Genomic DNA, 21617 nt, shown 5'->3' with positions numbered 1-21617 from the left:
GTCAGTAAGGTCCCCAGGCAAGGGCCAGTTTAACCCAGCCGCCGCTGCGCGCTGCAGATTATCCTGCACCGTGCTACGCGCAATTCCCAACACGACGGCAATCTCACGCGAGCTGGTTCCGCTTGCTGCAAGCCGCAGCATTTGTCGCAAATGTCTCATGGTCAGCCTTCTCTTTGCCGGCATCAAAATCCCCTCGTTCACCGCGAGGTATTTGATGCCAAAGTTGCTGACCCAGGGAGTGATGTTCAGTGTCGAAAACTGGCCGGTCTTTGATCGGAACGGTGGCCGGCTTCAAATCGGAATGGTGGCCGGTCTTTGATCGGATTGGCGGCCGGCTTCACGTCGGAATCCGCATCTTAACGGTGCAAGCGGGACGATTGATGCAGACTTAGACGACGTTATGGCGGCTGGTAGCATCGTACGTTTTGGTGTGACAAGGCTGGTTAATACCACTGTTCGCGGCCGCGTGGCTATTGCCGGATTGACAGCCGACCAATCAATACCGAATAACGCTGACACCTCCCTCGCGCTTGCGGCTCTCGATGTTAATTCGATGGTTGCGACTGTTTCGGGCAATGTTGTTGTCATCCCGGCCGGCGTCAACCGCGTGAAAGTCACGGCGGGAGTTTATTGGAACACGAGTTCAGCCGGAACGCGAAGCATCCGGATTGTAAAGAACGGTGCGACTTTCCCTGGTGCGCCACAACAAAAGGCCGCTACGTCCGTCGGATTTATGCAGCAAAATGTTACATCGGCTATCATTGAAGTGGCGGCCGGCGATTCAATTGGCGTGATCGTTTTTCAAGACAGCGGCGGTGCGCTTAATGCCATTGACAATGGCTCGACCTTCCTTTCTGTCGAAGCTGTCGGCTGAAATGTGCGCCCGCTCAACCTTAAAAAATGGTGGGCGGTCGTGAGGCCGCCCTCAGTCAAAAGTCGAACGCCTTGTCATCGCGGTAGACCTTTCGAAACTCTTCCTCCCACGGATCGTAGAATTTTTCATCCGCTGGGAGCGGCTCTTTCGCTGGTGTTTTAGTCTGCCGCTGTGGGGCGTTCGAATCGTCCATTGGTCACCTCTTTGCGCGGTGTAGCTATGCGGAGCGGTGATGTCTACATGGAACCCAAATGGCCTGGTGAAGGACTATATTTAAACGATCTAGCCGCTCGCCCATGTGTTGGGGCTGGGGCGGTCGAAAGGCCGCCCTACTGTTTAGGCCGTTGGCCGGAATAGCGTCAGCTATGACCAGCCCATGTCCTTGATGATGCCAACCGCACGTTGGCATACCGCGGCCCGCCCAATATTCTTCGCGTTGTCATTTATAGTTTTTTCGCCAAGCGCTCGGCCTTGGGCAATTATATCGGGGCCTACTTCGGCCCGCAAAGCCTTAAGGTTTGCGAGCTTATCTGCGCTTATTTTAACCTTACAGGTATCGGCGATATATCCCATTGCCAGAAAATCAACGGCCTGCTTTCTCTGGTCTGCGGTGAGCCCACCAACCGGCTCGCTGTGCACTGGCTTCGTTTGACCTTGCGGCGGCAAGGAAACGCGTCGCCAGCCGCTCATGGTCATGCATTGCTGTACGAATTGATCTGCCCTTACGGCGTTTCCTATGGCATTTCCCAATTGCGCGCCGGCCACATAGCTTGTGCTGCCCCACGCAACAACACCTTGCTGCGTGCTCGAAGACATCATCTGACATTGCGCTTGCGCCATTTCCATGTTCGGCGGATTTGGAATTATCGGCTCGTAAGTATAATTTGTCGCGCACGACGACATCGTAGCCATATAGGCCACGGCTACTACATATTTGAACTTCATAATATTTTCCCCTCAATACCGCAGCATCTATGCACGGCATGCGTGAGGGGTCAACGTGGGATTTCGCGCTGGGAATGGCCGCGAACTCAGTCAACAAGCGTGTGGCGATTCAACAACGTGTTGACAAATGCTACACGCTTGGCGGTTTTCTGTTGCACGTACGTGATACGTGTTACACAGTCCTTCTGACTGTCAGCGAGATCAGCATTCGCGCTGATCTAGCCGAGGGTCGCCACCTAGCGCGGGTGAGTGCGGTTTGCCAGCAAGCTATTGCCGCATTCCCCGCTGCCAGGATCTACAGAAGAACAGAACTCAGCATGCGAATGCAAGAGGCATCGGGACGTGCCACACGTCATTTCGGTATTCAACCGACAATGCTCACAGGTTTTGTGTGTTGTCCGATTGCCATTGCCTACTTTCAGATGATGAAGCATGGTGGGGCGTTGTCTCTAGTCAGCGGACGGCCCGCGTTTTTTTGCGCCTGACACGTTTTGATTTCGGCAAGTCCGGCGGCGCTATGGGCGCGTACGCTGGCCCGTCTTCGTCATCGTCACGCTCTGACGCAAAGAACTCGGTATCCTTTGCCCACTGCGCAACCATGCGCTGGTCAAAAGGCGTCGGTTTGAGGTCGCGGACATAAACCGCCCACCCTCGCGGGCCGCCTTGCTGAACGATGAAGTAACGCTTCTCAACGAGAAAATATCCGTATGGCGTTCCTAAGTTCCATGTGACGAAGATATCTCCCACGTTGGGACAAATACCCCCAAAATATTCGATATCTACGGACGTGAGCTCTTCAGGGTCACCGTCCGGATGTTCTTGGTAAATCCTGACCTCGATGTCGTCAGTCACGCTTGCCGATCCCGCAGGCGCACGCCGGGACCGTTGCCGTTTTGGTCAATGAATAGGACGCCGGCCGCTTCAAGGGCGGAGCGGATGGCGGAAACTGTGCGGGGCATTAAGTCATCGCCGCGTTCAAGCCGAGAAACTGTATCAACCGAAACATCGGCAAGTTTTGCAAGATCTCTCACGCCTAGACCTAGTGCTGCTCTCGCCATTTTGCATTGAACCGAATTTATCATGACAGCGTACCGATTTCTGGTTGACGTACCGACATTGTTCCGTTATCAGTACTGTATACCGATTTCAGGACGCAGACGCAACGAGGCACCGAAATGACGCAGATCGTGGTAAACAAATTGCAAGCGAACATCTACGACCATCGGCCAGACATTTTCCCGCTGTTCGCCGAAACGGTTGAAAAGATCAATGAGACTGCGTGCGAAGTGAGCCGCGAGATACACTGCGCCACCGTCGACGCCATTCTGGACGCGGCCGTTGATGTTGTTCCGCGTGATGCAGAGAATGTTTTGCACCGGCTTGGATGTGCCCGTTACTTGCTGGATGTAGTCTACGACAGAGCATTCAAAGGGCTCGAGATTGAGGATGTCATCCAGAAGATTGACACGCTGCTGACTGGCGCTGCCAGGGGCTTTGCTGAGGCGTGCGATGTAGACATGCGTAGCACTCGGCTCGATTTCTATTTCCCGCGACAGCAGTCCTAGTTAACAAGGACCGCTAGCTCAGCCGGATAGAGCGGCGAACTTCTAATTCGCAGGTCCATGGTTCGAATCCATGGCGGTCCACCACAACACCTCGAGGCCGGCGCGACACCACCGCCCCTACACGCTTGCGGCGCGCTGGCCCTTCTTTGCTGCCCGTTCTAGCGATGGTACATTAGGAGACCGTGCCGCGTAGTAACGGCACGTTACGAGCCTTGGGTTGCGCCCACCGCTCGGGCCGTCGCTCGAAAGGGCGGCGGTTTTTATCGCCTAATGTAGGGTGGCGGCAATTCGATCGCGCCGGTCGCGGTGAATATTCAGCATGTCGACGAACAAACTCAGCAGACTCTCGGCCACTGCGGTATCTAATCCCTTGGCCATAAGCTTCGTGATCAGCATCTCCTGGTCGATGATGTGTTTTTCGCCTAGCAAGACATGCCTGTTGGCCAGCTCCAAGTCGGCCGTCGTGTAGACCATGCCAGCCTCCTACCCCGCAGCAATGTGAAAACACACTATACGCTTAAAAGACATCGGCGTCTTAATTGTCGCCGTCGTCGTGCGCCAAGGATCGATTTCATGCGCCATTCATGTTCCACGGAATCCCCGCCAAAGCCTGGGAATCCTTGGAAAAGCCCGGAAATCCTAGTAAATTCATGGCGCATAGCAAAGTGAAACAATTTGTTCCACTTTGCTCGTAACCACTTGAATATAATGTGAAAAAATGGTGCCCCCGGCAGGGTTCGAACCCGCGACCCCCTGATTACAAATCAGGTGCTCTACCAACTGAGCTACAAGGGCACATCGGCATGCCAAGTAGCAGATTTTGATTTCCTGTAAAGGGAAAATCGGCAGTTTGCGTCGATGCCGCGGACTGAAGTGCCCAGCGGATTCACCAGTCGTTGCAAAACGTCTTGTCGCATAGCGGGAATATCATTACCTAGTACGATCATTCAAAGGACATTGCATGTCACGCGCTTTTCAATCTGTCTGTTTTCTTGCATCGACTGCGCCGGAAGCCCAGACCGCGCGCGAGGAGTTGATTCGCCTCTACGGCCAGACGCCGCAGGAAGATGCGGATATCGTCGTTGCGCTCGGCGGCGACGGCTTCATGCTGCAGACGCTGCACAATACGATGAATTCCGGCAAACGCGTCTATGGCATGAACCGCGGCTCAGTCGGCTTCCTGATGAACGATTATCGTACGGAATGCCTGGCCGAACGCATCGAAGCGGCTGTCGAAAATGCTTTTCACCCGCTGCAGATGAGCACACGCAATGCTGACGGCAGCACATCCATCGCGCTTGCCATCAACGAGGTATCACTGTTTCGTCAGTCCTATCAGGCGGCCAAGCTGAAGGTGGAGATTGACGGCCATGTCCGTCTGCCGGAACTGATCTGCGATGGCCTGATGGTGACGACGCCCGCTGGTTCCACTGCCTATAACCTCTCCGCTCACGGCCCCATCCTGCCGCTGGAGGCGCCCCTTCTCGCAATGACCCCCGTCAGCGCCTTCCGCCCTCGCCGCTGGCGCGGTGCATTGCTACCCAACAAGGTGACGATCGATATCACTGTGCTGGAGCCGGAAAAACGCCCCGTCAACGCGGTAGCCGACAACACCGAAGTCAAATCGGTCATGAGCGTCAGGATCGCCCAGACCGAAGACACGACGGCCCGCATTCTCTCCGATCCGGACCGATCATGGTCGGAGAGAATATTGGCGGAGCAGTTTTCGGATTGAGAATTGCCACACAGACCTGTATAGTAAGCCAGACGCAGGGAGCTATACAGATGGTGCTCAGCATCCGAAATGAAGAAGCGGATACGCTTGCCAGAGAACTGGCTAGGATCGACCAAACGACCGTGACGGACGCCGTTATTGTTGCCTTGAGAGAGGCAATCAACATGCGCCTGCGTCGGGAAGCACCAAGCGAGACTGCTCGCAAAATTCTCGCTAAACGTGGCTTGTCCTTTGCGCCAAACCGGAAACCGGTGCCGCCTGAGGCTTATCATCAGCTTGATCACGATCTCAACGGCAACGACTAATGTTTGTTGATGCGTGCGCGATCGTGTCCATGATGGCGGGCGAAGACAGCGCCGAAGCCTACGAGGCAGCACTGTTGGATGCCACCTCCCCCTTAACGTCAGCTTTGGCCGCATGGGAAGCTATCATCGTGCTCTCGCGGCCGGACCAGCTCAATTGCAAATACAGCGAAGCCGAGGGCGCCGTCCTCGAATGGCTGGACGCGCGCAACATTCGCCTTCAGGAGCCGGTTTCACCACGCCGCGTGCTATCCTTCGCCGTTGCAGTCGCTGAAAAACATGGCCTCGGTCGTCGTCACCTGAGCAACTTCGATTGTTTTCATTATGCCTATGCGAAAGCGATGAACACACCGCTGCTGACATTGGACCAATTGTTGCGCGAGACGGATGCCGACACTGCGCCTTGAGCACAGTCGCCCCAGATATCATTGATCGGCCAGCTCTCTAAAACATCGCGTGACTGCCGCGTTACACGCCGCAAAAAGCCCCGTCTCCGGGGCTTTTCGACACTCTATCCGATTCTCTTCTCAGTCCACGTCGTCCACGACCGCATCGGCCGCGCCGCTGATGCGGTGCGCAAGGGCGGCTTCCATGAACTCGTTGAGATCGCCGTCGAGAACATCGCTTGGTGCGGTGCTGGCAACGCCGGTGCGCAGGTCTTTTACGAGCTGATAAGGCTGCAGCACGTAAGAGCGGATCTGGTGGCCCCAGCCGATATCGGTCTTCGAAGCGGCTTCGGCATTCGCAGCTTCTTCCCGCTTCATCAACTCCGCTTCGTACATGCGGGCGCGCAGCATGTCCCAGGCCTTGGCGCGGTTCTTGTGCTGTGAGCGTTCCTGCTGGCACTGCACGACAATGCCGGTCGGGATGTGCGTAATGCGCACCGCCGAGTCGGTCGTATTGACGTGCTGGCCGCCGGCGCCGGACGAGCGGTAGGTATCGATGCGGCAATCGCTCTCGTTGATCTCGATCTGGATCGAGTCGTCGACGACCGGATAGACCCAGATCGACGAGAAGGAGGTATGACGGCGGGCGTTGCTGTCATAGGGCGAGATGCGCACGAGGCGGTGAACGCCGGATTCGGTCTTCAGCCAGCCATAGGCATTGTGGCCCTTGACCAGAAGGGTCGCCGATTTGATGCCGGCTTCTTCACCGTCATGGACTTCGAGCAGTTCCACCTTGAAGCGTTGACGCTCGGCCCAGCGGGTGTACATGCGCAGCAGCATGTTCGCCCAGTCCTGGCTCTCGGTGCCGCCGGCGCCGGAATGGACTTCGAGGTAGGTGTCGTTGGAATCCGCCTCGCCCGACAGCATGGCCTCCACCTGCCGGCGTGCAGCTTCCGTCTTCAAGCTCTTGAGGGCCTCTTCGGCCTCGCGGACGACGTCGGCATCGCCCTCTTCCTCGCCAAGCTCGATCAGTTCGACATTGTCGGCAAGCTGCTGCTCAAGCCCGCGCACGCCGCTGATGCCGTCATCGAGCTGCTGGCGCTCGCGCATCAGCTTCTGCGCCTCGGTGGCATCGTTCCAAAGGGTCGGATCCTCTGCCTTATTGTTCAACCAGTCCAGTCGTCTTATCGCCTGATCCCAGTCAAAGATGCCTCCTCAGCAGGCTTATGGCCTGCTTGGTTTCGTCGACTACATTCTCGATTTCCGCTCGCATATTCCTGCTTCTTTATTCGGCCGTTCGATGTGAACTGCTGTTCAATTCAAAGAGTGCTGGTGACATAGATATACATGCCGCGACTGTAAAGCCCCGCGGCATGATCATTGGACAAATCCGATGGGATCAGAAGAGACCGCCGGCACCTGACGTGACCGCCTGGTTGGCCTGCGGCGAGGTCTTCAGAATTTCCTCGGGCGCGACCTGAGCCGACGCATCGCCGCCGCCGATGACCGTATAGGTGGTCGCCGGGCCGGTGCCGGGCTTGAAGGCTTCCATGATGGCGTCGGGATCGCCGGGCTGCGCGGCCATGCCGGTCGCGCGGTTGACGGCCATCATATTCATGCCAGCCGGAACCTGGAATTTCTCCGGCTGCTCATCCTTGGTAGCGGCCTGCATGAACTCGTTGAAGATCGGCGCGGCGATCGAGCCGCCGGTCGCGCCGCGGCCAAGTGTGCTCGGCGTGTCGTAACCGACATAAAGACCGGCGACGAGGCTCGGTGTAAAGCCGACGAACCAGGCGTCCTTCTCGTCATTGGTCGTACCGGTCTTGCCGGCCACATCCGTATTGAGCTTGATCTTGCCCGCCGCCGTGCCGCGGATGACCACACCCTGCATCATCGATGTCACCTGATAGGCCGTCATCGGATCGAGCACCTGCTCGCGATTGTCGGCGATGACGGGTTCATCCTGATTCTGCCAGTCGCTGACATTGCAGGTGCCGCAGACACGTTCCTCATGCTTGAAGATGGTCGCTCCGTAGCGGTCCTGAATGCGGTCGATCAATGTCGGCTTGATCTGCTTGCCGCCATTGGCGATGACCGAATAGGCGGAAACCATGCGCAGCACCGTCGTCTCGCCGGCACCGAGCGCCATGGCAAGAACCGGATTCATATGGTCGTAAATGCCGAAGCGGTCGGCATATTCGGCGACGAGCGGCATGCCCATATCGGCGGCGAGACGCACCGTCATCAGGTTGCGCGAATGCTCGATGGCAAAGCGCAGCGTATGGGCACCGCCGCCCTCGCCTTCGTAGTTTTCAGGCTTCCACACCTGCCCGTTGCTGAGCGTGATCTCGAGTGGATCGTCCAGAATGACCGAAGCAGGCGTATAGCCATTGTCCATGGCCGCCGCGTAAACGAAGGGCTTGAAGGACGAGCCCGGCTGGCGCTTTGCCTGGGTGGCGCGGTTGAACTCCGATTGCGCATAGGAGAAGCCGCCGACCATGGCGAGGACGCGGCCGGTATGCGGATCCATGACGACGAGACCGCCCTGCACCTTCGGAGGCTGGCGCAGGCGATAGGCGCTGGAATCGGCATCGCCGGTCTTCTGGACGTAGATCACGTCACCGGGGCTCAGCACGCCGCTCGGCGATTTCGCCGTCTTGCCGCCGCCGGCCGCGCGGTAAGCCCAGCGCATGTCGGCTGCGGCAATCGTACCGCGCTTGCGGTCGTTCGCAACCCTGCCGGCAGCATCGACACTCGGCTGCAGGCCGATATCCACCGCCTGGTCGGACACGGACAGCACGACCGCCAACTGCCATTCCGGCACGTCACTCAAGGCCGGGATCTTGGCGAGTTCCGAACCCCAGTCCTGCGATGTCGCGATCTGTTTGATCGGGCCATGGAAGCCGCGGCGCTCGTCATAGTCGACAAGACCGTCCTGCAGTGCTTTGCGCGCTTCCAGTTGCATTTGCGGATCGAGCGAGGTGCGAACCGAAAGCCCGCCCTCATAAAGCATCTTCTCGCCGTATTGGTCGATCAACTGGCGGCGGACTTCTTCCGAAAAATAATCGGAGGCAAAGAGCGACGGGCCGTTCTTCGGCGGCACAACGCCGAGCGGCTGCTTCTTGGCCTCTTCGCCGTCGCTCTGGCTGACATAGCCATTCTCGACCATGCGGTCGATGACCCAGTTGCGGCGGGTTATCGCCGCGTCGGCATGACGGAACGGATTGTAATTGGACGGACCCTTCGGCAGCGAAGCGAGATAGGCCGATTCGGCAATGGTCAGTTCGTTGACCGACTTGTCGAAATAGGTGAGTGCGGCACCGGCGATGCCATAGGAATTGAGACCGAAATAGATCTCGTTCAGGTAGAGTTCGAGAATCTTGTCCTTGCTGTAGGCCTGTTCAATGCGGAAGGAGAGGATCGCTTCCTTGATCTTGCGGTCGAAGGTCTGGTCGGCCGAAAGCAGGAAGTTCTTCGCGACCTGCTGGGTGATGGTCGAGGCGCCGACGAAACGGCGGCCGGAACCGATATTCTGCAGGTTGACGGCGACGGCGCGCATCAGGCCGCCGACATCGACGCCCGGATGATTGTAAAAGTTCTTGTCTTCGGCCGAGAGGAAAGCGGCCTTGACGCGATCGGGAATGGCCTGGATCGGCAGAAACAGCCGGTTCTCGCGCGAATATTCCTTCATCAACGCACCGTTGCCGGCGTGAATGCGGGTCGTCACCGGCGGCGCGTATTTGGCGAGCACCTCATAGTCCGGCAGATCCTTGGAAACGACGCTCAGATAAATAGCCGCCGCAGCCGCCGCACCCAGGAACAGGATGCAGCCCAGCCCAAAGAAATATCCAATCAGTCTGACCATATGATGCTACCGGTGCTTCTTCTTCATGCGGCGCATGCGCGAGACCATCGCACATTCACGGGCGTTTTGCACGCTGACGGCGTTAATGCAAGACGGCAGCAGCACAAAGCCGTGCATGCCGACCGCCGCAAACAATAGTTTGGTGTAAAGACGGGAATGTGAGCAAAATAGGGCTCATCGCCGGTATTCCTCACTTCATCCCCGCCCATTAGCAACGGCTGTTACATGGAAGACACGAATGGCGGCACTGTCCACCGTCTCAGCCGCCATTCGCAATGGTTGAAACGCGATATTGCTGGACAGCATCGGTCAGGCGATCCGCCAATTTCTGCCGCCAATCGGGATCGAGCAGAAGTTTCTCATCATCCTTGTTCGAGAGGAAGCCGAGTTCGAGGAGAATGGAGGGCACATCCGGCGCCTGCAGCACGCGGAAGCCGGCATGGCGATGCGGATTGTTGATCATGGAGATCTGGCCGTTGAACGAGGTCAGCACATCCTGCGCCAGCGAAATGGAAAAAGCCTGCGTCTCACGCCGGGTCAGGTCCATCAGAATATCCGCGACGGCGGCGGGCTGGGCCTGCGTCTCGGCACCGGCGATCTGGTCGGAATTGTTCTCCCGGTCTGCAACTTCACCGGCAAGCTTGTCGGAGGCCTTGTCGGAAATCGTATATACCGTGGCGCCTCGGATATCCTTCTGCTTCAGCGTGTCGGCATGCAGCGAGATGAACAGGGAGGCATGGTTCTGCCTGGCGATGGTCACCCGCTGCGACAGCGACAGATATTCATCGTTGTCACGTGTCAGGAAGGCTTTGATGCCTGGCTGTGCGTTCAGCTTGTCGGCTAGGAGCTTGGCGAAAGCAAGCGTGATGTCCTTTTCCTGCGTGACGCCATCGCTGGCTGTCGCGCCGGCGTCGATACCGCCGTGACCGGCGTCGACGGCGACGAGGAATTTGCTCGGATCAGCCTTTTCGATCGGCGCCACCGATCCGACATCCTTTGCGGTGTCATCGTTGGTCCAGCTCTGTTGCTTGATAAGCTCCGCAAATTGTCCGGCAGGCATCATCTCGGCATCTAGCACGAGGCGATGCCCCTTGCCGCTTTCATCCAGCTGCACCTTGGTCATCACGAGCTTCGCCGGCTTGGTCGCCGTCAGCACGATGCGGGCGCTGTCCTCGTTCATGGTGCCGTAGCGGATATCCTTGAAGAGGCCGATCGGCTTCAGATCGCCAGCCGGGAAGCCGAAGGCGGTTGCCGGGAGATCGACAATGATGCGCACAGGGTTGTCGAGATAATGAACCGAGAACGTCGGCTCGCGATCCATATCGATGACGATACGGGTGCGGGCGTCGTCGCCGGCGATGCGCGCACCATAGGCGAGCAATGGATCGGCGGCCGCCACGGCCGGCGCAAGCGGCGAAAGAATTGGAAGAGCCATCATTGCGAGGGCTACCGCTATAATCCGCAAAGCCCTCACGCCATTCTCCGTCGCATGTCGGAATCCCTTTAACAATTGCCCAGCGCGCCCCATATTGATTTCAACGTTGTTTTTGAAGTCCAAAAAATAACGGGAAAACCAGGAATGATGCGATAGTGCCGATGTGATGGCGTACCGGGAGAAGAATCGGAGACGCCGTCCCCGCACCTTCCTCATAGGACGAATCCATCAATATTATGGCATACTTGGCTTTCCCCTTGCTATTGTGACAGATAAAACATACAACGCATATTAGGGTAGAAGTGTTGACGGGATAGAGTCGCCGCAAAGGCAGCCGCCTCGAGTACCAGGCGCCATAAGCGGCCGTCATCCGCCGTCTCCAGTGCTTCTGCTCCCATACTGGATATCTGAATTTCCGGTTTTGCGCGGGAAATTCATCGGTGGATAGCCACCAAACGCTCTTTAGAGAGCACATTCATCGGACCCGTTCGTTGGGTCTAAGGCATTGTCGATCTCGCTTGGTTACGGATGGTACCGCAGCAGCTTTTTCAAGAAGTGAACAGACCCCGGGAAGCTAATGTCCCGGCTGTCGTCTGGCTGCAGTTGCTGTCATCGCAAAACAACCAATCGCGACTTTCATTATCCGGTGCAGCAATGATGGAGTGCAACCAGCCTGTCCTACCGACCGGCCGGCGCCTTTCCGCATGCCAGCGCCGAGGAGCACAGCTTACATGGCAGACAAAATGCTTATCGATGCGTCTCACGAGGAAGAGACGCGTGTCGTTGTCGTTCGCGGGAACCGCATAGAAGAATTTGACTTCGAGTCGCAGCATAAGAAGCAAATCCGCGGCAACATCTATCTCGCCAAGGTGACGAGGGTCGAGCCTTCGCTGCAGGCGGCCTTTGTGGATTACGGCGGCAACCGGCACGGCTTTCTGGCCTTTGCCGAAATCCATCCCGATTACTACCAGATCCCGCTCGCCGACCGGCAGGCGCTCTTGAAGGCGGAAGCCGAAGAGCATCGCCGCGACGACGATGTCGAGCATGTCGAAACGGCGCTGGATCTTTCCCAGCAGGAACAGCCCGACATCGGCATCGTCCAGAAGGACGAAGCGGAAGCCGCCGTCGCGGAAGAGGCCCCTGCCCCTGAGGCAGCGACAGCTCCCGTCGAAGAAGCTCCGGCGAAGAAGGCCAAGCCGCGCCGCAGCCGCAAGAAGGTGGTCGCGGAAGCTTCCGCCGACGAGGCCCCTGCCGCCGAGGCGGTCGCGACGATCGACGCCCCAAGCGAAGACGAAGAAAGCGGCCCATCCGGCGAAATGGCTGCGATGGTCGAAACCGATTCGATCTCCGAGAATGTCGATGTTTCCAAGCGCCGTCATGACGACGACGACGATGATGATCACGACCACGAAGAAGAAGTGATCGAATCCGTCGGCGCCGAAGATGCGATGGAAGAGGTTCCGGACCGCACGCAGCGTAAACCGCGCAAGCAGTATCGCATCCAGGAAGTCATCAAGCGCCGGCAGATCCTGCTGGTGCAGGTCGCCAAGGAAGAGCGCGGCAACAAGGGTGCTGCACTCACCACCTATCTCTCGCTCGCAGGCCGCTATTCGGTTCTCATGCCGAACACGGCGCGCGGTGGCGGCATTTCCCGCAAGATCACCAATCCGCAGGACCGCAAGCGCCTGAAGGAAATCGCCAAGATGCTCGAAGTGCCGCAAGGCATGGGCGTCATTCTTCGCACCGCCGGCGCCAACCGCACCAAGGTCGAGGTCAAGCGCGATTTCGAATATCTGATGCGCCTTTGGGAAAACGTCCGCACGCTGACGCTCGCTTCGACCGCGCCTTGCCTCGTCTACGAAGAAGGCAGCCTGATCAAGCGCTCGATCCGCGACCTCTACAACAAGGATATCGGCGAGATCATCGTTGCCGGCGAAGAAGGCTATCGTGAAGCGAAAGACTTCATGAAGATGCTGATGCCGAGCCACGCCAAGGTGGTTCAGCCCTATCGCGACATCCATCCGATCTTCTCCCGCTCCGGCATCGAGGCACAGCTCGACCGCATGCTGCAGCCGCAGGTAACTTTGCGCTCGGGTGGCTATCTGATCATGAACCAGACGGAAGCTCTGGTTTCGATCGACGTCAACTCCGGCCGTTCGACGCGCGAACATTCGATCGAAGACACCGCACTGCAGACCAATCTGGAAGCGGCGGAAGAAATTGCCCGCCAGCTTCGCCTGCGCGATCTTGCCGGCCTGATCGTCATCGACTTCATCGACATGGAAGAAAAGCGCAACAACCGCGCTGTCGAGAAGAAGCTGAAGGAGTGCCTGAAGAACGACCGGGCTCGCATCCAGGTCGGCCGCATCTCGCATTTCGGCCTTCTGGAAATGTCGCGTCAGCGCATCCGCGCCTCCGTTCTCGAGAGCACGACGCAGATCTGCTCGCATTGCGGCGGCACCGGCCATGTCCGTTCGCAGTCCTCCGTTGCGCTGCATGTTCTGCGCGGCATCGAGGAATATCTGCTGAAGAACACGACACACGACATCACCGTGCGTACGACGCCGGACATCGCGCTCTATCTGCTCAACCACAAGCGCCAGACGATCGTCGATTACGAAAACCGTTTCGGCGTCGCCATCGTCATCGGCGCGGACAATGCCGTCGGCACGCAACATTTCGCGATCGACCGCGGCGAGCCGGTGGAAAATCCGGTGAAGATCGAATCCCTGTTCAACTTCGCCGCCATTCCCGAGGACGAGGACGATGATATCGTCATCGAGGCCGACGAGGACGAAGACGAGGAACTGGAGGAAAAGGCCGCTGCCGTCGAACAGCAGCCTGCTGCCCGCTCCGAGAACAATGAGGGTGGCCGCAAGCGCAAGCGTCGCCGTCGCCGTCGTGGCCGTGGCGGTGACGCCCAGGCCGCTTCCGAGTCAGCCGATACGTCCAGCGAAGATGATGACGAAGAGGCGGATGAAGGCGAAGAGGACGAGGCAAGCGGCAGCAGCGAAGCTGTGGCCGCGTCCAGCGACGATGGCCAGCAGAAGCGCAAGCGCCGTCGGCGCGGCAAGCGTGGCGGACGCCGCAATCGCGACGGCGACGGCAATGAATTGGCCGCCGGCAGTGAAGCCGGTTCCGAGGAAGGCGCTGACGATGAGGATGACGGCGAAAACGATGTCGTAGTGACCGTCGCCGATATCGCAGTCGCTGAAGGCGAAGCGGCCGTCGAAAGCCAGCCGGCTATGGCGGCTGTCGAAACCGCGCCCGTCGTCGCTGAAGAGGTGAAGCCCGCCAAGAGCCGCAGCCGCCGCAAGCCGAAGGCGGAAGCATCGCCTGTCGAAGCGCCGATCGCCGAAGAGAGGCCCGTGGTTGACACCGAAGCCGAAACAGTAGCCGAGGTCGCCGGCGATCTCGACAAGGTCGCCGAACCGGTAGCGGCTGAAGAACCCGCGGTGACGGAGGCTGCGGCCAAGCCGGCGCGCGCCAACCGCGAGTCGAACGTCTCCTCCTCCGAGCCGGTGGTCAAGTCCAGCCGCGCCAACGAGGGCGGCGAAGGCGATGGCGAGCCGACCAAGCCGAAGAAGGCCGGTTGGTGGCAGCGCCGCGGTTTCTTCTGAACGCTGCTGTTTGGAACGAAATAACAAAATCCGGCCGTGGCGACGCGGCCGGATTTTTGTTTGGGAGGACCTCAGGCTGGTATGGTCGACGACCGGTATTTCTCTTTCGTCGTTTATCCTTCTCGCGAGTTTCGGTGCTCACACCCGCCCTCGTCCTTCGAGGGTCGCGTTGCTCCCGCCCCAGGTGAGGGCTAACCTTTCGCATCCGACCGCGAGTTATCCTTTGCTTTGCGGTGCTTTGCAGCAAGTCGTGAAGCCGGCTCCGCCTTATCCTGAGGCGGGAGCGAAGCGCCCCTCGAAGGACGGGGCGGCCCCGTTGGCGACCAATACCCCGACACCATTGAAGCACTTCCTAAAATACTTTCAAAACCCGCCGCAAACCTCTGATCTAAGAGTCTATTTCAACCACGCCGCCATGCGTTCCACTGCGTCCTCGATCTCCGCGTTCGAACCGGCATAGGAGATGCGCATCACGCGGTGTCCCTCGATCGGATCGAAATCGAGGCCCGGCGTAGCGGCGACGTTGATTTCGGCCAGCATCTTGCGGGCGAAAGCCATGCTGTCGTTGGTAAAACGGCCGACATCGACATAGGCGTAGAAAGCGCCGTCCATCGGCGAAGCGATGGAGAAGCCGATTTCGGGCAGACGGCGCATCAGGAAATCGCGGTTGTGGCGATAGCTTTCGCGGTAGACGTCCAGTTCAGCCCCTGCCCCGAGCGCTGCGGCAGCGGCGATCTGCGAGAGTTCCGGCGCCGAAATATAGAGGCTCTGGGCGACGCGCTCGATGGGGCGCACCAGACGGTCCGGCAGCACCATCCAGCCGATGCGCCAGCCAGTCATGCAATAATATTTCGAGAAGGAATTGATGACGATCGCCTCGTCGGTTAGCTCCAGCGCGCTCGTCTCCTCGCCGACGAAAGTCAGTCCGTGATAGATTTCGTCGGAGATGAAGACGATCGAACGGTCGGCGCAATAGTCGGCGAGCGCCTTCAGCGCCGCCCTGCCCGTCACTGTGCCGGTCGGATTGGCAGGGCTTGCAAGCAATACGCCCTTCAGCCGCTTGCCACTCGCCGCTTGCGCCGCCTCCAGGCTTTCCGGGGTCAGCGTGAATTGCGTCTCGGCGGTCACAGGCACTTCGACGACATCGAGCCCGAGGGCGGCGAGAATATTGCGATAGGCCGGATAGCCGGGCCTTGCGATGGCGACGCTGTCGCCGGGATCGAACAGCGTCAGAAAGGCAAGATTGAAGCCGGCGGACGAACCGGTGGTGATCGCGATCCGCGTGGGATCGATGGTCAGCCCATGGCGAGCAAGGTAATGACCGGCAAGTGCTTGCCTCAGCGCCAGCGTGCCAAGTGCCTCCGTGTAGCCGATGCGACCGTGACCGAGTGCTGTGCGTGCCGCTTCAAGTGCTGCCTGCGGCGCGGGATGCGACGGCTGGCCAATGGCCATCGAGATGACAGCATGTCCCGCCTGACGCCGACGCGTTGCCTCCGCCAGAACGTCCATGGCATGGAAGGGTTCGACATCGCTGCGTTTGGATAGGGAAAACAAAGTCAATTCTTTCTCGGATCGGATTGGAGCCAGACAATTGCCGTAATATTAGCGTGTTCACAATCCCGCGATTGCGGCTTTGTCGTGAAAATTCCTGTTTCTGGAAATACACATGCACCGTAAATTGCCGATACACATTTGTGGATCTTAACCTCGCGGTGATATCCCGAACCGGACGATGAGTCTCAGCACCTACTCAAACGAGGACCCGATGACCCTTTTTTCCAAAACTTTGCTGGCGGCTTCAGCGATCGCCATTGCCGCGTCGCTCGCCATGGTCCAGCCCGCCGCCGCGCTGGATGACCAGCAGAAAAAGGAATTCGGGGAGTTCATCAAGGAATATCTCGTCGAGCATCCGGAAGTTCTCTTGGACGCACAATCGGCGCTTGAGAAGAAACAGGACGAGCAGCGCCTTGCCCAATCCGCCCAGGCTGTCTCAGAAAACAAGGATGCCATCTTCAATTCCAAGAATGACGTGACGATCGGCAACCCAAAGGGCAACGTCACCGTTGTCGAGTTCTTCGATTATAATTGCACCTATTGCCGGCACGCGCTTCCCGATATGGACGCGCTGCTGAAGCAAGACCCGAACGTGCGTTTCGTGCTGAAGGAATTCCCGATCCTCGGGCCGGATTCGGTTGCCGCCGCAAGGGTTTCCGACGCTTTCCGCAAGCTGGCGCCGGAAAAATATGCCGAATTCCATCATACGCTGCTTAGCAGTGACGGCCGCGCCTCGGAAGACAGCGCCATCGAAGTCGCGACCTCGCTCGGCGTCAGCGAAGCGGCAATTCGGGCCGAAATGGCAAAGAGCCCGAATACTGATTCGGTCAAGGCCACGTACCAACTCGCCTCCGATCTCAATGTAACCGGCACGCCAGCCTATGTTATCGGAAATGAAGCGATCTCCGGGGCAATCGGCCTCGATGCCATCCAGCAGAAGATCGCCAATGTCCGCAGTTGCGGCAAGACCACCTGCTAAACCATGGCAACGACTGCGCCCTGTGTTTTTCAGGATGCATAAAGGACACAGGGCGCTTCGGAATAGGCGTGAGCCCTTTCGAAGTCGAACCGATTTCGAGGCTATGCGTAAAATCGCCAAAATCAGGGCGTTTCCACACCTAGACACGCGCAACCTACGTTCTGGGGGCTTTCCTATGGGCCCTCGGGAGTCTATAGGTTGCGCTGCACTTTGACGGAACCTCTGATGGCGCAAACCATTTTCGTCCTGAACGGACCCAATTTGAATGCCCTCGGCAAGCGCGAGCCGGGCATCTATGGCGGCAAGACACTCAAGGATATCGAAGCCGACTGCAAATCGGCGGCCGAAAGCCTTGGCTTTGTCATCGACTTTCGCCAGAGCAACCATGAAGGCGTGCTGGTCGACTGGCTGCATGAAGCCGGAGATGTCGCGGCCGGCGTCGCTATCAATCCGGGCGCGTATGGCCACACGTCGATCGCGCTTCATGATGCGATCCGCGCCATTTCCGTTCCCGTGGTGGAGGTTCATATCTCTAATATCCATGCACGCGAAGAATTCCGGCACAAATCGATGATCGCGCCCGCCGCCAAGGGTATGATCTGCGGTTTTGGACCCTACAGTTACATCCTGGCGCTGCACGCGCTGAAATCCATCACGCAATAACAAGAATACAGGGCTAAACATCCATGGCTGACAAGAAATTGGGTATCGACCAGGCGCTCATCCGCGACCTCGCCAATATTCTCAATGAGACCGATCTGACCGAGATCGAGGTCGAGCAGGAAGATCTGCGCATCCGTGTATCGCGCGCCGGCACGACTCAATATGTTCAGGCACCGATCGCAGCACCTGCCTATGCCGCAGCGGCTGCCGCCGCCGCTCCCGCCGTGGCTGCCGTACCTGCCGGCAAGTCGCGCAATCCGGATAACGTCGTCAGCGCGCCGATGGTGGGCACGGTCTATATGGCGCCCGCTCCGGGCGCTGCCGCTTTCATCGAGGTCGGCGCTTCCGTCAAGGAAGGCCAGACGCTGCTGATCATCGAAGCGATGAAGACGATGAACCAGATCCCCGCGCCCAAATCGGGCACTGTGACCGAAATCCTCATTCAGGACGGACGCCCGGTCGAATACGGCGAAGCCCTGGTCGTCATCGAGTAAACCCTATGCCCATGATTTCGAAGATTCTCATAGCCAATCGTGGAGAGATCGCCCTTCGTGTGCTGCGCGCCTGCAAGGAGCTCGGCATTGCGAGCGTCGCCGTGCATTCGACCGCCGACGCCGACGCGATGCATGTGCGCCTGGCGGATGAAAGCGTGTGCATCGGCCCGCCGCCGTCGCGCGAAAGCTATCTCAACATCCACCAGATCGTCGCGGCTTGCGAGATCACCGGTGCCGACGCCGTTCATCCGGGCTATGGGTTCCTGTCGGAGAATGCCAAGTTCGCCGATATTCTCGAAGCACATGGCATTACCTTCATCGGCCCGACGGCGGAGCACATCCGCATCATGGGCGACAAGATTACCGCCAAGACGACCGCACAGCAGCTCGGCATTCCCGTCGTTCCCGGCTCGGACGGCGAGGTGAAGACCGAGACGGACGCTCTGAGGACCGCGAAGGAAATCGGCTATCCGGTGCTGATCAAGGCGACCGCCGGCGGCGGTGGACGCGGCATGAAAGTGGCGCGCACGGAAGCGGACGTCCTCGAAGCCTGGTCGACGGCGCGTACCGAGGCGGCAGCCGCTTTCGGCAATGAATCCGTCTATATGGAAAAATATCTCGGCAAGCCGCGCCACATCGAAATCCAGGTATTCGGCGATGGCGAAGGCAATGCCGTGCATCTCGGAGAGCGCGACTGTTCGCTGCAACGCCGCCACCAGAAGGTCTGGGAAGAAGCCAATTCACCGGCGCTCAACGTCGAGCAGCGCATGAAGATCGGCCAGATCTGTGCCGACGCCATGAAGAAGCTCAAATATCGCGGTGCTGGCACGATCGAGTTCCTCTATGAAAACGGCGAGTTCTATTTCATCGAAATGAACACCCGCCTGCAGGTCGAACATCCGGTCACCGAAGCGATCACCGGCATCGATCTCGTGCACGAGCAGATCCGCGTCGCATCGGGCGGCGGTCTTTCCGTGACGCAGGAGGACGTGCATTTCCATGGCCATGCCATCGAATGCCGCATCAATGCCGAGGACGCGCGGACCTTCGTGCCCTCCCCCGGCACGATCACGCATTTCCATGCACCGGGCGGCCTTGGCGTGCGCATCGATTCGGGCGCCTATCAGGGCTACAGGATTCCGCCCTATTACGACAGTCTTATCGGCAAGCTGATCGTGCATGGCCGTACACGCGTCGAATGCATGATGCGCCTGCGCCGTGCGCTCGATGAATTCGTGGTCGATGGCATCAAGACCACTCTGCCTCTGTTCCAGGATCTGGTTTCCAACCAGGATATCGCCAATGGCGATTACGATATCCATTGGCTGGAAGAGTACCTGGCGAAAGGCTCGGCTTAACCTATGGCAGGGCCGCGCGGCAGAAATCCCGGAATTACCCCTGAGATTCTGCTGCGCGCCTATTCCATTGGCCTCTTCCCAATGGCGGAATCGGCTGATGATCCGGAAATCTTCTGGGTCGAACCGGAACTGCGCGGCGTGCTGCCGCTCGACACCTTCCATGTTTCGAAAAGCCTGGCGAAGACCATCCGCCGCAAGCCCTTCGATATCAGGTTCAACACCGATTTCGACGGCGTCATCGCCGCCTGCGCCGAGCAGACCAGCGGCCGGCCGAGCACCTGGATCAACAAAACCATCAAGTCGCTCTATTCGACCCTGAACCATATCGGCCACGCCCACTCGGTCGAGGCGTGGGAGGGCAGCAAATTGGTCGGCGGGCTTTACGGCGTCTCGTTAGGATCGGCCTTCTTCGGCGAGAGCATGTTTTCGCGCCGCACGGACGCCTCGAAGATCTGTCTCGTCTACCTCGTCGAGCGCCTTAAGCAGCGCGGCTTCACCCTCCTCGATACGCAATTCACCACCGAGCATTTGAGGACATTCGGCGCAATCGACGTGCCGAAGGATCAATATGCCCGGATGCTTGAGAAAGCGATGGAATCGCCCAATCTGAGCTTCACCGGCAGTTGAGAACCCACGTACATACGTTGATTTAAATCAAGAATCCGCTACGTTCGGCACAACAGCCGGGGGTAGTATCTTGAAAAGATATCTTGCAATCGTATTTCTTGCCGCAGTGGCCGCAACGCAGGCCAACGCCAAATCCTTTCACGACATGTTCGGCACCGACGCTCCGGAGAGCGACGGAGGAGCCGTGCTAAAGACCATCGATTTTCAGCAGGGACCGATCAAATTGCCCGGCGCCGACGCGACGCTGAATGTCTCTGACCAGTTCTACTATCTCAATCCGGACGATACGCGAAAAGTGCTGGTTCAGCTCTGGGGTAATCCGGCCAGCGCCGCCGAAGGTACGCTCGGCATGATCTTCCCAGCAAAATATGCGCCGACTGATCCGCGCACCTGGGGTGCGGTCGTTGAATATGACGGCGGCGGCCATGTCTCCGACGATGACGCCGCGTCGACAGACTATAACGCCCTGCTGAAGCAAATTCAGGATGGGATTAAGGAACAAAATTCCGAACGCGAGCGGCAAGGTTACGCTCCGATCACTTTGGTCGGCTGGGCCGAGCCACCGCACTACGACAAGGCGACCCACGCGCTTCACTGGGCCCGCGACCTTGTCTTCGGCAAGGACGCCAATGGTCTGCATACGCTGAACTATTCGGTGCGCGTGCTCGGTCGCGAAGGCGTCATGGAACTCGATTTCGTGGCCGGCCTCAACCAGTTGCAGGACATCAACAATGCTATCCCGAGCGTCATCAACGCCGTTCAATATGACAGTGGCAAGCGCTATGCCGACTTTGTCAACGGCGACAAGATCGCCGCCTACAGCATGGCGGGTATGATCGCTGCCGGTGCCGGCGTGAAGATCGCCGCAAAGCTCGGCTTCCTGGCGGTCGTCCTCGGCTTCTTCAAGAGCTTCGGCGTAGCGCTGCTGGCGTTGAAAAAAGGGCTGATCGTCGTTGTGGCCGGGATTGCTGCCGTGGGGCGAAAGATCCTTGGTGCGTTTCGCCGGGATAAAAGTACTGACGCCTGAGAACGGCTCCGGCCGTCTGGCGCGCGCTGAAAGCGCCATAGGCCTTTCCGAGGCGCCAACGGCTTCAAATCTGCGTTTTTATCTGCTAACGCTCGCTTGAAGAGCATTGGCGCATCGAGGTTCCACTTTGCCGTCGTAAACACCGGTCTCATTCAATTTCACCCTGTATGTCAGGGCAGCTTCATCGC

The 21617-nt window shown here is 58.6% G+C and carries 23 protein-coding genes and 2 tRNA genes; 14 read left to right on the top strand and 11 right to left on the bottom strand.

Annotation, left to right across the window (positions count from 1 at the left end; genetic code table 11):
- The coding region (locus tag K290_RS36460; RefSeq protein WP_245276630.1) for a helix-turn-helix domain-containing protein at nt 1–141 on the bottom strand (141 nt) is incomplete at its 3' end.
- A 16-nt stretch (nt 142–157) separates the two neighbouring features.
- Between K290_RS36460 and K290_RS38030 the strand changes: the two genes are divergently transcribed.
- Both K290_RS38030 and K290_RS0123260 read left to right on the top strand, forming a co-directional pair.
- On the top strand, nt 158–319 hold the full coding sequence (locus tag K290_RS38030; protein ID WP_154668597.1) for a hypothetical protein: 162 nt from the start codon (nt 158–160) through the stop codon (nt 317–319).
- An 81-nt stretch (nt 320–400) separates the two neighbouring features.
- Nucleotides 401–874, top strand: coding sequence for a hypothetical protein (locus tag K290_RS0123260; RefSeq protein WP_154668654.1), 474 nt, complete (start codon nt 401–403; stop codon nt 872–874).
- 55 nt (nt 875–929) lie between these two features.
- Here the strand turns inward: K290_RS0123260 and K290_RS38025 are convergent, their stop codons facing one another.
- The 4 genes from K290_RS38025 to K290_RS0123240 form a co-directional block, all read right to left on the bottom strand.
- Nucleotides 930–1067: a hypothetical protein gene (locus K290_RS38025; RefSeq protein ID WP_172831030.1), complete on the bottom strand. Its 138-nt coding sequence runs from the start codon at nt 1065–1067 to the stop codon at nt 930–932.
- 170 nt (nt 1068–1237) lie between these two features.
- Nucleotides 1238–1819 (bottom strand): hypothetical protein, encoded by a 582-nt coding sequence (locus tag K290_RS0123250; RefSeq protein WP_028754079.1) that lies wholly within the window; start codon nt 1817–1819, stop codon nt 1238–1240.
- A gap of 453 nt (nt 1820–2272) precedes the next feature.
- The gene (locus tag K290_RS0123245; protein ID WP_028754078.1) at nt 2273–2671 is read right to left on the bottom strand and encodes a hypothetical protein; all 399 of its coding nucleotides are present in this window, start codon (nt 2669–2671) and stop codon (nt 2273–2275) included.
- Nucleotides 2668–2877: a helix-turn-helix domain-containing protein gene (locus K290_RS0123240; protein ID WP_037136064.1), complete on the bottom strand. Its 210-nt coding sequence runs from the start codon at nt 2875–2877 to the stop codon at nt 2668–2670. Before K290_RS0123240 ends, K290_RS0123245 begins: the two co-directional genes overlap by 4 nt.
- Before the next feature lie 117 nt (nt 2878–2994).
- Between K290_RS0123240 and K290_RS0123235 the strand changes: the two genes are divergently transcribed.
- Together K290_RS0123235 and K290_RS0123230 are read left to right on the top strand one after the other, a co-directional pair.
- Nucleotides 2995–3384, top strand: a complete 390-nt coding sequence (locus K290_RS0123235; protein WP_028754076.1) for a hypothetical protein — start codon at nt 2995–2997, stop codon at nt 3382–3384.
- Nucleotides 3385–3391: 7 nt separating this feature from the next.
- A tRNA-Arg gene (locus K290_RS0123230) sits at nt 3392–3468 on the top strand.
- A gap of 183 nt (nt 3469–3651) precedes the next feature.
- On the opposite strand, the gene K290_RS34790 is transcribed toward K290_RS0123230, so the two are convergent.
- Nucleotides 3652–3858, bottom strand: a complete 207-nt coding sequence (locus K290_RS34790; protein ID WP_037136062.1) for a hypothetical protein — start codon at nt 3856–3858, stop codon at nt 3652–3654.
- A gap of 245 nt (nt 3859–4103) precedes the next feature.
- Nucleotides 4104–4179: transfer RNA gene (locus tag K290_RS0123220), tRNA-Thr, on the bottom strand.
- A 166-nt stretch (nt 4180–4345) separates the two neighbouring features.
- Between K290_RS0123220 and K290_RS0123215 the strand changes: the two genes are divergently transcribed.
- From K290_RS0123215 to K290_RS0123205, 3 genes are read left to right on the top strand one after another with little or no spacing between them, the layout of a single operon-like run.
- Nucleotides 4346–5119 carry an NAD kinase gene (locus K290_RS0123215; RefSeq protein WP_028754075.1) on the top strand — a complete coding sequence of 258 codons (774 nt, stop codon included), beginning with the start codon at nt 4346–4348 and terminating at the stop codon, nt 5117–5119.
- A 50-nt stretch (nt 5120–5169) separates the two neighbouring features.
- Nucleotides 5170–5424 (top strand): type II toxin-antitoxin system VapB family antitoxin, encoded by a 255-nt coding sequence (locus K290_RS34785; protein ID WP_037136060.1) that lies wholly within the window; start codon nt 5170–5172, stop codon nt 5422–5424.
- A complete protein-coding gene (locus K290_RS0123205) occupies nt 5424–5828 on the top strand; it encodes a type II toxin-antitoxin system VapC family toxin (protein WP_028754074.1) in 405 nt (134 codons plus the stop codon). Before K290_RS34785 ends, K290_RS0123205 begins: the two co-directional genes overlap by 1 nt.
- Before the next feature lie 120 nt (nt 5829–5948).
- Here K290_RS0123205 and prfB read toward each other — a convergent pair.
- The 3 genes from prfB to K290_RS0123185 form a co-directional block, all read right to left on the bottom strand.
- A protein-coding gene (gene prfB, locus K290_RS0123200; RefSeq protein ID WP_161631247.1) for a peptide chain release factor 2 occupies nt 5949–7080 on the bottom strand; the annotation gives its coding sequence in 2 pieces (ribosomal slippage) (nt 5949–7010 and nt 7012–7080; 1131 coding nt in all).
- A gap of 126 nt (nt 7081–7206) precedes the next feature.
- Entirely contained in the window at nt 7207–9672 is a 2466-nt protein-coding gene (locus K290_RS0123195) for a penicillin-binding protein 1A (RefSeq protein ID WP_028754072.1), read from the bottom strand.
- Between the two features lie 259 nt (nt 9673–9931).
- Nucleotides 9932–11182, bottom strand: coding sequence for an N-acetylmuramoyl-L-alanine amidase (locus tag K290_RS0123185; protein ID WP_425337602.1), 1251 nt, complete (start codon nt 11180–11182; stop codon nt 9932–9934).
- Nucleotides 11183–11838: 656 nt separating this feature from the next.
- On the opposite strand from K290_RS0123185, the gene K290_RS0123180 reads away from it, so the two are divergent.
- Nucleotides 11839–14727 (top strand): Rne/Rng family ribonuclease, encoded by a 2889-nt coding sequence (locus K290_RS0123180; protein ID WP_028754070.1) that lies wholly within the window; start codon nt 11839–11841, stop codon nt 14725–14727.
- A gap of 396 nt (nt 14728–15123) precedes the next feature.
- On the opposite strand, the gene K290_RS0123175 is transcribed toward K290_RS0123180, so the two are convergent.
- Complete coding sequence (locus K290_RS0123175) at nt 15124–16281, bottom strand: pyridoxal phosphate-dependent aminotransferase (RefSeq protein ID WP_028754069.1); 1158 nt, start codon at nt 16279–16281, stop codon at nt 15124–15126.
- 211 nt (nt 16282–16492) lie between these two features.
- On the opposite strand from K290_RS0123175, the gene K290_RS0123170 reads away from it, so the two are divergent.
- From K290_RS0123170 to K290_RS0123145, 6 genes are all read left to right on the top strand, one after another.
- The gene (locus tag K290_RS0123170; protein WP_028754068.1) at nt 16493–17260 is read left to right on the top strand and encodes a DsbA family protein; all 768 of its coding nucleotides are present in this window, start codon (nt 16493–16495) and stop codon (nt 17258–17260) included.
- Nucleotides 17261–17485: 225 nt separating this feature from the next.
- A complete protein-coding gene (aroQ, locus tag K290_RS0123165; protein ID WP_028754067.1) occupies nt 17486–17923 on the top strand; it encodes a type II 3-dehydroquinate dehydratase in 438 nt (145 codons plus the stop codon).
- A 23-nt stretch (nt 17924–17946) separates the two neighbouring features.
- Nucleotides 17947–18417 (top strand): acetyl-CoA carboxylase biotin carboxyl carrier protein, encoded by a 471-nt coding sequence (gene accB, locus K290_RS0123160; RefSeq protein WP_028754066.1) that lies wholly within the window; start codon nt 17947–17949, stop codon nt 18415–18417.
- A 5-nt stretch (nt 18418–18422) separates the two neighbouring features.
- Nucleotides 18423–19775, top strand: a complete 1353-nt coding sequence (accC, locus tag K290_RS0123155) for an acetyl-CoA carboxylase biotin carboxylase subunit (RefSeq protein ID WP_028754065.1) — start codon at nt 18423–18425, stop codon at nt 19773–19775.
- A gap of 3 nt (nt 19776–19778) precedes the next feature.
- Nucleotides 19779–20402, top strand: coding sequence for a leucyl/phenylalanyl-tRNA--protein transferase (gene aat / locus K290_RS0123150; RefSeq protein ID WP_028754064.1), 624 nt, complete (start codon nt 19779–19781; stop codon nt 20400–20402).
- A 70-nt stretch (nt 20403–20472) separates the two neighbouring features.
- On the top strand, nt 20473–21429 hold the full coding sequence (locus tag K290_RS0123145) for a DUF2167 domain-containing protein (RefSeq protein WP_028754063.1): 957 nt from the start codon (nt 20473–20475) through the stop codon (nt 21427–21429).
- Nucleotides 21430–21617: the final 188 nt, after the last annotated feature.

Origin of the sequence: Rhizobium leucaenae USDA 9039 (assembly GCF_000426285.1) — a bacterium.
Classification (GTDB): Bacteria; Pseudomonadota; Alphaproteobacteria; order Rhizobiales; family Rhizobiaceae; genus Rhizobium; species Rhizobium leucaenae.
Note: the sequence above shows the minus strand (reverse complement) of the source record. Positions and strands in the feature narration are given on the sequence as shown.

Excerpts from the sequence above, each read along its gene's own strand:
- accC (WP_028754065.1), top strand. The coding sequence starts at position 18,423 with ATGCCCATGATTTCGAAGATTCTCATAGCCAATCGTGGAGAGATCGCC.
- K290_RS0123180 (WP_028754070.1), top strand. The coding sequence starts at position 11,839 with ATGGCAGACAAAATGCTTATCGATGCGTCTCACGAGGAAGAGACGCGT.
- K290_RS0123235 (WP_028754076.1), top strand. The coding sequence starts at position 2,995 with ATGACGCAGATCGTGGTAAACAAATTGCAAGCGAACATCTACGACCAT.
- K290_RS38025 (WP_172831030.1), bottom strand. The coding sequence starts at position 1,067 with ATGGACGATTCGAACGCCCCACAGCGGCAGACTAAAACACCAGCGAAA.
- aat (WP_028754064.1), top strand. The coding sequence starts at position 19,779 with ATGGCAGGGCCGCGCGGCAGAAATCCCGGAATTACCCCTGAGATTCTG.
- K290_RS0123260 (WP_154668654.1), top strand. The coding sequence starts at position 401 with ATGGCGGCTGGTAGCATCGTACGTTTTGGTGTGACAAGGCTGGTTAAT.
- K290_RS34785 (WP_037136060.1), top strand. The coding sequence starts at position 5,170 with ATGGTGCTCAGCATCCGAAATGAAGAAGCGGATACGCTTGCCAGAGAA.
- K290_RS0123195 (WP_028754072.1), bottom strand. The coding sequence starts at position 9,672 with ATGGTCAGACTGATTGGATATTTCTTTGGGCTGGGCTGCATCCTGTTC.
- K290_RS0123240 (WP_037136064.1), bottom strand. The coding sequence starts at position 2,877 with ATGGCGAGAGCAGCACTAGGTCTAGGCGTGAGAGATCTTGCAAAACTT.
- K290_RS34790 (WP_037136062.1), bottom strand. The coding sequence starts at position 3,858 with ATGGTCTACACGACGGCCGACTTGGAGCTGGCCAACAGGCATGTCTTG.
- K290_RS38030 (WP_154668597.1), top strand. The coding sequence starts at position 158 with ATGGTCAGCCTTCTCTTTGCCGGCATCAAAATCCCCTCGTTCACCGCG.
- K290_RS0123215 (WP_028754075.1), top strand. The coding sequence starts at position 4,346 with ATGTCACGCGCTTTTCAATCTGTCTGTTTTCTTGCATCGACTGCGCCG.
- accB (WP_028754066.1), top strand. The coding sequence starts at position 17,947 with ATGGCTGACAAGAAATTGGGTATCGACCAGGCGCTCATCCGCGACCTC.
- K290_RS0123250 (WP_028754079.1), bottom strand. The coding sequence starts at position 1,819 with ATGAAGTTCAAATATGTAGTAGCCGTGGCCTATATGGCTACGATGTCG.
- K290_RS0123205 (WP_028754074.1), top strand. The coding sequence starts at position 5,424 with ATGTTTGTTGATGCGTGCGCGATCGTGTCCATGATGGCGGGCGAAGAC.
- K290_RS0123170 (WP_028754068.1), top strand. The coding sequence starts at position 16,493 with ATGACCCTTTTTTCCAAAACTTTGCTGGCGGCTTCAGCGATCGCCATT.
- aroQ (WP_028754067.1), top strand. The coding sequence starts at position 17,486 with ATGGCGCAAACCATTTTCGTCCTGAACGGACCCAATTTGAATGCCCTC.